Raw genomic sequence first — 13,459 nt, forward strand, 5'->3', positions numbered from 1 at the left:
CAGAAAGCGATTGAAATTTATCAGGTTGCAAGGAAAGATCCCCGTGAAACCGGTAATGGTGACTATCTTGAGTCTTTTCCCAGATTGAGTGGGGAGATACGGAATTTTCCGAAGTCGCCTTAGAATCCCAGTATACGAATCAACCTCTTGCCGTGCGCCCATGAAATACCTTCGAAATCAGCACTTGCTGTGCCTCCTGACTTTGCTGACTGCGTTTTGTACTAATGAACAAGTGAATGCCCAAACCCGCCCGAACATTGTTTTCATTCTCACAGATGATCAGGGATGGGGCGATTTGAGCATTCATGGAAATGTCAATGTAAGCACACCTAATATCGACAGGATCGGTCGGGAAGGTGCGCGGTTTTCACGATTCTATGTAGCGCCTTTGTGCGCGCCTACGCGGGCAGGCCTGCTGACCGGCCGTTATCACTATCGGACGGGCGTCTGGGGTGTTTCCAGCTCAAAAGAATTCATGAACCCGGACGAGGTAACATTCGCTGATATGTTCAAAAAAGCTGGTTATGCGACGGGGGCTTTCGGAAAATGGCATAATGGGAGTCAGTATCCGTATCATCCGAACGGTCGCGGATTTGATGAATTCTATGGTTTTCTGAGCGGGCATTATGCCAATTATTTTAACACGATGCTTGATCACAATGGTAAGGCGGTTCGCAGTAATGGTTACATCACCGACGATCTGACAGACAAGGCCATTGCCTTCATCGAAAAAAACAGGGCTCAGCCTTTTGTTTGCTATGTGCCTTACAATGCGCCGCATTCGCCTTTTCAGGTTCCGGACAAATATTATGACCGGGTAAAAGCAAGAGGAGTCAAAATGTTTGGTAAAAACAAGAGCGGGGAGGAGCTTGAAGTAACTATTTCGGCACTGGCGATGTGCGAGAATATCGATGAAAATGTTGGCCGGATCCTGTCAAAACTCGATCAGCTCAAACTTTCTGAAAATACAATCGTGATTTATATGACCGATAACGGGCCCAATTCCTGGCGCTGGAACGGGGATATGAAGGGTCGCAAGGGTATGGCTGACGAAGGTGGTGTACGAGTGCCGTTTTTGATTCGCTGGCCGGGCAAAATTGCTGCTGGTAAGGTAGTCGGCGGTAATGCAGCCTATATTGACCTGCTCCCTACACTGACCGATCTTGCCGGGATTTCATCAAAAGGATCAAAACCGCTCGATGGGATCAGTCTGAAACCAGCATTGACAGGAAAAATTCCGCAGGTTCCTGAGCGCGTACTTTTCACTTCCATTAATAAAAGCAGCAGTATACGAAAAGGAAATTACCTGTTTTCCGGCGGCTCACTTTTTGACCTTTCCAAAGATTCTACTCAGCAAAATGACATCGCCTCCAAAGAGCCGGAACTGACTGGAACACTCTCAGCAGCGCTGGAAAACTGGCAGTCTGAAATGAGCAAAAGCATTGATACTGCGCGCTGGCTTCCGGTTGGTTACCGGCAATTTCCCAAAGCAGTTCTTCCTTCGCAGGATGCGGTCCTGCATCGATCCAAAAACAGCACGCTTTCTTACAGTGCATCCGCGCCTAATTCTTCGTGGATCGCAAACTGGAATGACCTCGAATCATACGTAACCTGGAATGTAGCGGTGAATACAAGCGGTAAATACAAGGTAAATATCTATTACACCAGCCCCGAACCCGGCGATGCATTTACGCTTACATTCAATCAAAAAAGTATCTCAGGAAAGATCAGGGATGTATTTGACCCACCGCTGATCGAAAGCCCCGACCGGGTAAAAAGACAAGCCGAATCCTATGAAAAGGAATTTAAAACATTAGAGGTCGGAGAAGTGGATTTACAAAAAGGTAGGGGAGTATTAAAGCTTGTAGCAACAGACATTCAAGGAGAGAAATTCGCCGATATCCGCGCAGTGGAATTGATTTTGGTGAAATAAATGAAACAGGGCAGTGTAAGGCGAAACACCCGTGTCGTAAGTTTTCAATGAAAGCCATCTTTGCAAAAAAAAATCGCAAAAACACGTGCGTTTCGCCTGTTTTATTCCTTCAGAGCGGGTAGGGATTATTGCCCGACCAGCCGCCAGAGCGAGCCATTTTTGGTGGTCAGTTCGCTCAGATTTCCTGCATCGGCTTGGTTCACCAATAACGATTCCGCCTGCGGGCGGGGGATTTGCGAAAGTTCGGAAAACTCACGTAAGGTCAGCGTGTTGAATTTGTTAAAAAGTGCTTTCCAATCCGTATCGATGTTGCTTTTGGTTGCACCAGGCAATTGTTTTAGCAATGCAGCCTCATAAACCTGGTATGGTTTCGTGCCATAAACCTTCTCCTGGCTACCTTGCTCATCTACAAAAAACATGGTCGGGAAACCTCTCACACCCAGCTGCGCCGCTAATTCCAGATCTTGCCTGAACAAATCTTTGGCACGACCATCAAAATCATTTTCCAGCTGCTCCACATCCAGGCCCACTGTTTTTGCACCCACTGCCATATGCTCCCATTTCGCAATGTTGATCTTTTGCAGAAAGAGCATTTCACGCAAGGCACGCAGGAACTGAATAGCCTTGTCGGAACTCTGTAACTGGGCTGCTTTGAAGGCGATGGAAGGTGGGTAGGACGAATCGAGCGGATCTTCCAGCCACACATCACCATCTATGGGCATATCGTAATGCCGGCTCACTTCGTCCCAATGATGCGCTACATCGGAAGGTTTACTGATTCCGCCGCTGTTATAACTCCAGTCCGGCAGCAGGCCGCCCATTCGGTAATCGATTTCAAAGTGCTGGCCGTATTCCAGTTTCAATTTGCGCAACTGCGGCTCAATACCCCAGCACGATGAACAGATCGGATCGGTAAAATAAATGAGTCTAACGCCTTTCCGGGTAGCAGCTTGTACCTGATCGACCGATGCAGCAGCCATATCCGGCATTTCGCAAACGCCTGATTCAATGTCACATAGCAACGGGTTATTGTTTGTATTTTCCATTATCTGATTTTTGGCCGTCACCTGACCGGGTAGTCTGGACGGTTGTTAGATTAATTATGCCACAAATTTCAGTCTTATATATTCCCTGGTCAATTAGTCAAGAAAAGTTGACCATGTCGCTGGCTGTAACTTTTCATGAATTGATGGTGTTGCTGATCGTATGTGTTCTCTCATATTTTAAACTCAATTCTAATGAAAAACAATGCCGACGAACCAAACCAATGTCCGGCGGAAAGCCTTTTGAAGCAATTGTCGGGCAAGTGGAAACCGCAGATTTTCAGAATGGCGTTGAGAGAACCCGTACGTTTTAACTCGCTTTTACGCCAGTTGGAAGGTTCCAGCAAGCAGGCCATTGCCGTAGCTTTGAAGGAAATGGAAGAGCAGGATTTGCTGACAAAAACGGTCATCAGGCTCAAACCGCTGCATATTGAATATGCATTGTCAGAAAAAGGAAAGTCGCTGGTCCCGGTGTTCATGCAGCTGGAGCAACTGGCATAGATCAGGATGGATGCAGCTTCCAAGTAAATGTTCTGTTCCGGGAATTACCTGGACAGCGGTTGTTACCGGTTTGATGCGCCGTTCACCTTGATATAACTTCGGCGATTGCATCAAAGGAGTTGGGTCCCCAAAAAGTTCGCCCGGAAACTGGATGGCGATTCGCCTGTTTTGGTCGTAAATAGCCTGCTGAAATAAGCAGGGTCATCGTAGCCAAGGTTGTATGCGATTTCCTTTGCAGTGAGGGAAGTATGGGCCAATAGCCGTTTTGCTTCCAGGATAATCCGGTTCTTGATCACTTCGTTGGGTTGCGGAAGCCGCAGACGGTTGAATTTGTGGGTGATGGTTTTCGGTGCCATGCACAGGAAATCGGCGTAATCGGCAACGGTGTGTTTGGATTTATAATGCGTTTCCACGAGCCTGGTAAACTTTCGGAAAAATTCCAGATCGCTTTGTTGATCGGTCACATCATGGGTCAGGTGTTGTCTTTTCCAGGAGCGCGTCGCGCGGATAAGCAATTGTTTAAGATAGGTGCGGACCATCTCCTCCAATGAGCTGTCGTTGAGGCGGAATTCCTGGATCATTTCTTCAAACACTCCCCTCAAAAAAACATGTTCGACTTCCGAAAGCTCTACTTTGGGCATATTGCGGATGTTGTTGAACAGCAAGCCATCACACGCAACTTCCTGGTCATGGATCTGAATGCAGTAAAAATCGCGGTTGTAAAAAACAAAATAGCCACTTTCCTGGCCGGCTGCTCGTAGTTCCAGGTATTGGTTCGGGCTGACAAAAAACAATGTTGGTTGCTGCGTTTCGTAACAGGTGAAATCTACTTTAAGCTGATAGCCAGCCGGTAGATAAAGTATCTTAATATATTCCTTGTAGGCTGGCCCATTGATCACATCCGTTTGCTGCCGGCTTACATGCAACAATCCCAACGTTTTTAAATTGTTGCTGAAAACGGTTGTACTCATGGCTGTATATGCTTTGAATGACAGAAATGCTATGCGTTGGAATAGGTAAAAACCTGTGAAGCGCATCCATCGCTTCACAGGTGTAATGGTGTTATTTAATTTCTGGCAAACTTTTCAAGCTCTGCGTTGAATTTATCCATTTCTTCCAGGAAAAATGCGTGTCCGCCCTTTTCAAATTTGACGATATAAGAACCTTTGATGGCTTTGTTGAGCTGCTCAGCCTGTGAGAAGTCACATAATTTGTCGTTTACAGCATGGAATATCGCGACAGGCAGTTTGATTTTTGATAACGCAGGACGAAGATCCAGGTCGCGTAATGCTGTGATAGACTGAGTGATAGCAAAAGGTGATGCATTCAGGTTGATGCTTTCCAGCCATTTGATAGATTCTGGTGAGAGGCTGCCTTCCCTGCCTTCAAAGGCTTTTCCAAATCCTGCCACCAGTTGTTCCCGGTTTATTTTGGTCTGCTTGATCAGGTCATCTGCGGCCTGGTCGGTGACGCCATAAGGGTAGCCTTCGCGCTGTTTCCATGATGGGCCGGATGTTCCGAATAAGACTAATTTTTTGATATGTGCGCCATTGTATTTGGTCACAAAGTGTAGGGTTACCGCGCTTCCCATTGAAAAGCCACCCAGTGTCGCATGCTCAATTTTAAGTTTTTCCAGCACCACTTTAATGTCGTCGGAGAAAGTATCGAAGTCGTATTTTCCGTAGGGCCTGTCTGACTTTCCGAAACCGCGGAGGGAAATGCCGATAACCCTGAACCCTTTTTCCACCAGATACTGGTATTGATATTCGTACATCTCGTTGTTCAGTGGCCATCCGTGGATGAGCACCACTGGCTGACCTTCGCCAAGGTCGATTACGTGCAGTTTTACATTTTTTTCCACTTCAATGTATTCTTCCCTTCCCAGCGATGCCGGTTTGCGTGTTTGTGCAAAAAGGAATTGGCTTTGGATAAAAGTGGATAAGAACGCGATGGTGAAGGCAATCGTTTTCATCTGAGTAGTAAGTTTGATTTTTGGAGTTAACCTGCTAACCGTTAGCAAATTGTCGTTGTGTTTTGACATTACAAAGGTGGCAGGTTCGGTCCCCCGGAAGAATGGATAAAAGGCCATGCGCCATGTACATTTTTCCCGGAAGGCGAAATCAGGGCTCATAAAAAGGCGTAAGCTGACGTAATCGCTGCTTGACCAGCACATTTTTCATTGGTTCAAACCGGGCCAGCTCCACGTTGTTTTTAGTAACGATGATATAAAATGGCTGCTTCAATTTGGTTGTGAGGTGGTAAATGGTCGTTAGCTCGGCAATATCCTCAAACCAGGCCGCCATTGCATACAAAGAGGGAAATGGCGTCTTGGCAAGCCTTGCATAAACTTCCGGTGCCCGACTGAACGGCACCTGTTTTCCGCTACGAAAGCGGGTTTGTTCGAGTAAAGAGTCAATGTATGGCTCGTCAGGCACGTTCATCATTCTCCAGATGCCTTATTTGTAGCTGGTCATTAATGAGCGCTGAGTAATAAGCGAAGGCGTAAATGGTGCAAATTACGGTCTGTTAAGGTATTTAGAGCAAAATATTTTTACGGATCATGAAGCTTGTGGCATATAATCACTAACCGCAGATAACCTTCGGTGAAACAACGAAGCTTTTTGACCTGCTTCTGCCAGACAATTGCCTTAATTTATTTCAATGTGATAATCTGGCTGTAACGTTCCGTTTTCTCTGTTCCCCGGACGACGTACACCGCATATTTCCCGACGGGCACATGGCTTGGGATCGGGTAAGAGAGGAATGAAAGATAGTAATCGAAAATTCCATATACGTCGCCGGAGTACGGCAGACTATATTCTTTTCCAGTACTTTGGTTCACCAGAATCATCTCATTGTGATCGGGAAATCCTCCCCAGGCCTGGGTGTAAGCAATTAGAGGTTCTTTCCGGTTGACGATGCTGGCAGCAGGGTAATAAGCAAGATCATATCCGTAAGGTGTGGTAAAGAAGCCGCGTAGTGACGGTTGCGTCACTATTCTGAGGATCGGTTGCGTACTATTTTTTCGGATGTAGAAATGGTCATCGCCCGAATACCTGTCCAGCCACGCTCTTTCTTCATAAGGCTTTTGCTCTTTTCCATTCATCAGATAGGTAATCTTGTAATTTCCCAAACCGATCGCAGCTGGCAAATTCCCCGACAATGTCCCGGGTTTCTCATACTTCAGCGAAATGCGCTGTGGTGATACGAAATCATTTTGAATAATTGCTTCATATTTAGCTGTGGGGGGTAAATTGAAAGCCGTTATCTCAAAATAGCGGTGATCTTCCAGCATGCGCCACGATCCTCTTTTGAACCGGACTGCGCCGGGTTTGACTGTAACATGAGATGACAGCAGTTCTCTTTTAGTACCCCAAACAATTTCCGCGGTGTATTCGCCTGGTAAAATCGGGGGTGGCAATGTGAAAGTTGATTCGTTACCGGAATTTTCATAACCGTGATCCACAAGCAATTCCAGGGCGATTAGTCCCGTTGCTTTGTCGATAAAACGGACCAGCGGCTCATATACAACCTTTCCGCTATCATTTACAGTCGCCAGTGTTCCTTTGAGATCAAAAGATGCCGTAAACGTTTTCTCAGGGCCGATAGTGAAGTCGTAAGTTTGAGTTGGCCTGTTGAGCTGAATAGCTTTATATGGTATGACAATGACATTAAAAGTCCTTCTTGGACGGGTGGCACTTTCCAGCTCGAGCCTGATCTCCTGCCCTTCGAAACTAAACCCATTCAGAAGTTTAGATTGCGAAGAATAGCCGGCTCCAAAGACAATATCAGGTTTGATGTAATTTCCTTTGGCGTAATTTTCTGGTAAATGCACCACAATTACATTTTCACCAACGTAGATGTTTTTCTGATCGATTCCGGGTATTGTAAAGCGGAGAACATCAATTTCCTTTATTTCTACCGCCTTTACCATTAGTTTTTCCTCTCTCCCGCACTGCCAGAAAAGGAAGGCCACACAGATCAGGACGTAGAAAGACTGCTTCATTTGTTTAGGTTATTTGTAAATTAAACTTACAAAAAGTACCATTATCTTTCGATATCCCGACGAATCCAATATTTCATTTTGGGGCAGGCAAATCTACCTTGGTTTTTATATGGTTGCATAAAAAACCTGTTTAGCCCCTTCAACGGAGTCGGACCAATAGCCTTTTAAAAATGATCAAGGGAAAGTCTGAGTTGCCATTCATTGATCGTAAAAGCAAAAAAGCCCCTCAGCTTTCGCCAAGGAGTTTTTCGTACGCGCAACGGACGGGATATGCGAAATATGCCAATCATATAGGTTGCATGTATGATTATGCCAGTACGGAGTTTACAATCTTCCCTTCGGTATCGGTCAGCCTGAAATTCCTTCCCTGAAATGGATAGGTGAATTTTTCGTGATCAAAACCCAGCAAATGCAAAATGGTCGCATTCAGGTCGTGGACATGGACGCGGTCTTTTACACCATAATAGCCCAGTTCGTCGGTTTCTCCGAAAGAGAATCCTTTTTTGACGCCGCCACCTGCCATCCACATCGTGAATGCTTCGAGGTGATGATCGCGGCCCATGAATGGCAACACGAGCCCGTTCCGGTTTTCCTGCATGGGCGTCCGGCCGAATTCCCCTCCCCAGACAACCAATGTGTCTTCCAGCAGCCCGCGCATTTTCAGGTCTTGAATCAATGCAGCCACGGCCCGGTCGGATTCCAGGCATTTGTTACGCAGCCCCTGGCCGACATTCCCTGCTGCCGAAGTACCGTGCGCGTCCCAGCCCCAGTCGAAAAGCTGCACAAAACGCACATCGTTTTCCGCCAGTTTTCGTGCCAGCAGACAGTTCATTGCAAAGCTTCCCTCGCCCGCTTTTACACCGTACATATCCAGAATGTACTGCGGCTCCTTGGAAACATCCATCACCTCCGGCACCGACATTTGCATCCGGAAGGCCATTTCATATTGTTTAATGCGCGTCAGGATCTCGTCGTCGCGCACATCTTCGTAAGCAAGCTTATTAATATTGTTAATGGTTTCAATGGTCTTTTTGCGGATATCACGGTTCATACCGTCCGGATTTCCTACAAAAAGTACGGGGTCGCCGCCTGTGCGGCATTGCACGCCCTGATAAACTGACGGCAGAAAACCGCTGCCAAAAACGCTTTTCCCTGCATCCGGATCTTTCCCGCCGGAAGCTAAAACAATGAAGCCCGGCAGGTTCTGATTTTCGGATCCCAGCCCGTAAGTCGCCCACGCGCCGAGGCTCGGCCGCCCCAGCCGCGCGCTGCCGGTGTGCAGCAGAAGCTGCGCCGGAGCGTGGTTGAACTGGTCGGTGTGCATGGCTTTCAGAAAAGTGATCTCGTCGGCAATCGTTTGTAAATAAGGGATATAGTCCGACATCCACGCGCCCGACTGACCATACTGCGCAAACTTCCCCTGCGGGCCAAGCATTTTTGGGACACCCTGAATGAATGCAAATTTTTTGCCTTCCAGAAACTCTGCGGGACAATCCTTGCCGTGGTATTTTTCAAGCTGCGGTTTGTAATCGAACAATTCCAGCTGCGAAGGTGCGCCGGCCATGTGAATGTAAATCACGCGCTTGGCTTTCGGGGCAAATTGGGGGATCAGGTTTTCACCTGCGGCATCGCTGATCGTGGCCTGTTTTCCCGAGCCGTCGCATGAGCTGAGCAACGAACCAAGTCCCAGAGCACCCAGCCCAAAACCGCACGATTGCAGGAAATGCCGCCTTGTTTGGCGTTGCAGATCAGTATGTTGTAATTCTTTGAGCAGTTTTTCCATTACTCTTTTGTCAAAACATTATCCAGGTTCAGCAGCACATTTGTAGACACCGTGAGCGCCGCCAGTTCCGGCGACGGGCTTTTCTGGTTGACCAATATCTTTTTCATCTCGCCGGGTTGCTTTTGGTAGGTTTTCAAAGCCTCATGATAGATTCCCATCAGCAGCGCCAGCTGTTTTTTATCCAAAGATTTAAACGAAAGCAATCGATAACCTTCGGTTAACTGCTGCTGCGCCGTCGGTTTGCGTTTTATTAATTCAACAGCCAGGGTTTCCGCCGCTTCCAGAAAGACCGGATCGTTCAATGTGTTCAATGCCTGCAAAGGTGTATTCGTCCGGATGCGCCGCGACTGGCAGAACTCCCGCGTCGGGCTGTCGAATGTCATCATCGAGGGGTAGGGGGCGCTGCGTTTCCAATAGGTATACAATGCGCGGCGGTACTTGTCCTCGCCTTCGCTCAGCACCCAGGTGTCGCCGTTGTAAGGTGTTTGCCAAATGCCGTCCGGCTGCGGCGGCATCACGCTTTTGCCATACATTTTGGTAGATAGCAACCCTGAAACTGCCAGCGCCTGGTCGCGGATCTGTTCCGCGCTCAGCCGCACGCGGGAAGCATGCGAAAGCCACATATTCGCAGGGTCGATCTGTTTGGTACGCTCGTCGACAGCCGAATTCTGACGGTAGGTCGCCGACATGACCATTCTTTTCAGCAGCTTTTTGACGCTCCACTGGTCTTTTTCCATGAATTCCACCGCCAGCCAGTCGAGCAGTTCCTGATGCGAAGGTTCGCTGCCCTGCGAGCCGAAATCTTCAACCGTTTCTACAATACCTCTGCCGAAAAGCTGTTCCCAGAAGCGGTTTACGATCACGCGGGAAGTCAGCGGGTTGTCGCGGTGGGTCATCCATCTGGCCAGTCCGAGCCTGTTTTGCGGGTATTGTTTTGGTACCGGCGGCAGCATCGCGGGCACGTCCGGTTTTACTTCGGCGCCTTTGACAAGCCAGTTGCCTCTTACAAACACATTTGTTTTCCGCACCAGATCACCCTCGCCTTCCCACAATACCGGCGTTTCTTCCACTTTCCGGCCGAGCAGTCTCATGTATTCCGCTGCAATCTGCGGTTGATCAGGATCGCCCGAGCCCGGCAGGTTTTTCTGGAATGCGATCCATTTGACGCTTACCCACTCTTCCGGATTTTTCGGACTTTTTAATTGAAAATACAGGTCCTTTTTACCCGTAATGTTCGGAATGGTCGCTACTATAATCGTGTCTCTGCCGGACTTCGGCACCGGGAATCTGGCGATGAAATCCGGTTTTAAAGTGTCTTCGGAAATGGTCAAAACCGCATTTTCAGCCTTGGTACTGTATTGCATCAGCATTTGCGACTTGCCCGTAAGCGTCGCGCCCGACAGACTGGCTGTGCCATTTCCTTTGATACCCATGTATTTACTGTCCAGCAACGTCGAATTGCTGATCATCCTGAAGTCGTGGGAATTGACTTTCGGCTCGGTCAAACGCAGGAATTTTTCTACCTCTCGCGCCTGGTTTTTGTCTTTTAATGAAACCCAGTCGACAATTTTCTGGACTTTCAATGAATCTTCATTTTTGTAAAAACGCAGCGTCGGCGTTTCGCTCGGCACGTCCTCGTCGCGGGTATTGTTGAAATACGCCATGTATTTGTAATACTCGTCGTGCGAAATCGGGTCGTAAGGGTGGCTGTGGCATTGAATGCAGGCGAAAGTAGTGCCCTGCCACACCTCCCAGGTCGTGCCCACGCGGTCGAGCTGGGCTGCCACGCGGAACTCTTCGTCCACCGTGCCGCCCTCGTCGTTGTTCATCGTATTGCGGTGGAAACCGGTGGCAGTCAGCTGTTCTTCTGAGGGAAAGCTGTTTTTTTCGCCCAGCAAATCACCCGCCAGCTGCTCGACTGTAAACTGGTCGAAAGGTTTGTCTTTATTGAAAGATTTGATGACATAATCGCGGTATCTCCAGATCCTTCTGGCACCGTCGCGTTCGTAGCCTTTGGTATCCGCGTAACGCGCCAAATCCATCCACATCGCCGCCCATTTTTCACCGTAGGCATTCGATTGCAACAGTTGGTCGACTATTTTTTCGTATGCATTCGGGGATTTGTCGTTTTGAAAATCAGCGACTTCTTTTTCGGTAGGAGGTAAGCCTGTCAGGTCCAGGCAGACACGACGCAACAAGGTTGCCCGGTCGGTTTCCCTGGAAGGTGCGAGATCATGATCATCCAGCTTATCCAGGACAAAATGGTCGATCTCGTTTTTTGCCCATTTGGAATTTCTGTTTTTAAACACACCGAAAAGATTCCAGACGTTGTCAGGTGAAGGCACTTCCGGCCGCTCAATTTTTTTATACGACCAATGTTTCTCCCATTTCGCCCCCCGATCGATCCAGTCCTTTAAAATATTGACTTCCTCGTCGCTGAGCGGCGGCGCATTTTTCGGCATTTTTTCATCGGGATCGTCGGTGATAATGCGCCGGATCATCTCGCTGGCATGGGCATCGCCGCGCACCACCGGAATCTTGCCCGATTTGCCCGGTTCCAGCATTTCGTGCTCGAAAAGGAAACTTACATCGCCGGCTTTTTTCACGCCACCATGACAGCCCATGCAGTTTTTGTTCAGGATCGGCTTGACGTCCGCATTGTAGTCGACTTCACTACTGCGTCCGCCAATCAGCCAGGAGGTGACAGTAACAGCGACTAATATTGCCGTAATGGTAAAAAAAGATCTTAATGTCATTATCTATCAATATGCAATTAAGAAGATATAAACAGGCCGATTCTCACTGTGCGTCATCGTTTTTCCGGCAAAGAAATACAGAAACCGGTTAGACAATCCGGCAAAAAAAACCGCCGGCATATGTAGTGATATCTGGTACACGGGCCTCGTAACCAACCTTAGCGTCCATAGATAAGGCTCAGATATTTGTTCTGCAAATTTGAGAAATAGGCCAGGCAGGCAATGGTCAGCGAAGAAAGGAAAAGGAAAGTTGTCGGATGTGGAAAATAATAGAATGTGATGATCACAATTAGGCTTGCACGGATGAATTCGATATAAAAAACCCACCTTCGTTGTTCCAGAATAGCTCCGCAATTGATCAGCGTTACAAATATGGTAAGCGCAACCAAAACCTGGATGTAAGTAGCGATGTAGTGCTCGAAAAGTAAGAGGAAGAACAGTGTCGTGACCATCAAGGCAAACTGAATGACCGCATAGGAGCGAAATTTCTGAGAGCGGGTGCGCACTTTGTGTTTCGACAAAAACCTTTTTTCAGCCATCTCTCTGAGCGCGGGATCGAAGTCGGCAGGGCGCCCGAAAATAATTTTCAGCTTCTGAAAAAACCCGGGAGCTTTTTTGACAGCATAGGTAAGCTCGATCAGATAATGAAAGTGCTGCCACAAAAAGCTGTGGCTTCCCAACTGTCTGGTCAGACCATATCTGGGCGTTTCTTTTTCCTCTGCAAAAGTCCCGAACAATTTATCCCATATAATAAACATGTCGCCAAAATTCTTGTCCAGATAAGCCTCGTTGCTGGCATGGTGCACGCGATGATGTGAAGGCGTGACCAGGATATGTTCCAGGATCCCCAATTTTCCAATCAGTTGGGTATGGGTAAAAAACGGGTAGAATCCGTGTATGATCAGCATGGTCGTGATCATCGCCGGTGGAAAGCCGATTACTGGCAATACTGCCCAGAATGCCGTCCGTATAAAAGCCTGAAAAACGGTGATCCTTGTGCCCGCTGTATAGTTGAACTCTTCGCTGGTATGATGCACGACGTGAAATCCCCAGAAAACATTGATCTCATGTCCAAACCGGTGGTACCAATACCAGATCAGATCGGTAGCGAGTATCAGTGAAACCCACATCAAAATACCCGGCTTGATATCGAAAATGGCGTAATGTTCGTGCAGATACTCATAAAAAAAGTAGAAAGAGGCCGCCGTGAACATATCAATCAGGCGTTCTGCCACACCTACATTCATATTGGTGATCGAACTTGTGAAGTTGAAGACGTTGCGACCGAGTTTTTTGGAGAGCAAATATTCCAGCCCAATAAACAGCAAAAACACCGGGACTGCCAGCGCCATGTAATTCAGGTTCATCTTTGTCAGTATTTATGATTGATGGTTTATCATGAGTGACGCTTGCGGTAATTGGAGGAAATCAGCATAT

General features: G+C 47.8%; 10 protein-coding genes. 2 read left to right on the forward strand and 8 right to left on the reverse strand.

Annotated elements, in window-relative coordinates:
* Positions 1 to 160: 160 nt before the first annotated feature.
* Entirely contained in the window at positions 161 to 1,933 is a 1,773-nt protein-coding gene (locus tag FXO21_RS19965; RefSeq protein WP_149641742.1) for a sulfatase-like hydrolase/transferase, read from the forward strand.
* A gap of 125 nt (positions 1,934 to 2,058) precedes the next feature.
* On the opposite strand, the gene FXO21_RS19970 is transcribed toward FXO21_RS19965, so the two are convergent.
* Positions 2,059 to 2,979 carry a ClpXP adapter SpxH family protein gene (locus FXO21_RS19970; protein ID WP_149641743.1) on the reverse strand — a complete coding sequence of 307 codons (921 nt, stop codon included), beginning with the start codon at positions 2,977 to 2,979 and terminating at the stop codon, positions 2,059 to 2,061.
* Between the two features lie 192 nt (positions 2,980 to 3,171).
* Between FXO21_RS19970 and FXO21_RS19975 the strand changes: the two genes are divergently transcribed.
* Positions 3,172 to 3,477, forward strand: a complete 306-nt coding sequence (locus FXO21_RS19975) for a winged helix-turn-helix transcriptional regulator (protein WP_149641744.1) — start codon at positions 3,172 to 3,174, stop codon at positions 3,475 to 3,477.
* Between the two features lie 110 nt (positions 3,478 to 3,587).
* Here FXO21_RS19975 and FXO21_RS19980 read toward each other — a convergent pair whose 3' ends face one another.
* From FXO21_RS19980 to FXO21_RS20010, 7 genes are all read right to left on the reverse strand, one after another.
* A complete protein-coding gene (locus FXO21_RS19980) occupies positions 3,588 to 4,448 on the reverse strand; it encodes a helix-turn-helix domain-containing protein (RefSeq protein ID WP_149641745.1) in 861 nt (286 codons plus the stop codon).
* 95 nt (positions 4,449 to 4,543) lie between these two features.
* On the reverse strand, positions 4,544 to 5,449 hold the full coding sequence (locus tag FXO21_RS19985) for an alpha/beta fold hydrolase (protein ID WP_149641746.1): 906 nt from the start codon (positions 5,447 to 5,449) through the stop codon (positions 4,544 to 4,546).
* Positions 5,450 to 5,597: 148 nt separating this feature from the next.
* Entirely contained in the window at positions 5,598 to 5,921 is a 324-nt protein-coding gene (locus FXO21_RS19990) for a hypothetical protein (RefSeq protein WP_225865768.1), read from the reverse strand.
* 209 nt (positions 5,922 to 6,130) lie between these two features.
* Positions 6,131 to 7,483 (reverse strand): hypothetical protein, encoded by a 1,353-nt coding sequence (locus tag FXO21_RS19995; RefSeq protein WP_149641747.1) that lies wholly within the window; start codon positions 7,481 to 7,483, stop codon positions 6,131 to 6,133.
* A 307-nt stretch (positions 7,484 to 7,790) separates the two neighbouring features.
* The gene (locus FXO21_RS20000; RefSeq protein ID WP_149641748.1) at positions 7,791 to 9,266 is read right to left on the reverse strand and encodes a DUF1501 domain-containing protein; all 1,476 of its coding nucleotides are present in this window, start codon (positions 9,264 to 9,266) and stop codon (positions 7,791 to 7,793) included.
* The gene (locus FXO21_RS20005) at positions 9,266 to 12,022 is read right to left on the reverse strand and encodes a DUF1553 domain-containing protein (protein WP_149641749.1); all 2,757 of its coding nucleotides are present in this window, start codon (positions 12,020 to 12,022) and stop codon (positions 9,266 to 9,268) included. Before FXO21_RS20005 ends, FXO21_RS20000 begins: the two co-directional genes overlap by 1 nt.
* Positions 12,023 to 12,180: 158 nt before the next feature.
* Positions 12,181 to 13,389, reverse strand: a complete 1,209-nt coding sequence (locus FXO21_RS20010; RefSeq protein ID WP_149641750.1) for a sterol desaturase family protein — start codon at positions 13,387 to 13,389, stop codon at positions 12,181 to 12,183.
* Positions 13,390 to 13,459 lie beyond the last annotated feature (70 nt).

The sequence above is a fragment of the Dyadobacter sp. UC 10 genome (assembly GCF_008369915.1).
GTDB lineage: Bacteria > Bacteroidota > Bacteroidia > Cytophagales > Spirosomataceae > Dyadobacter.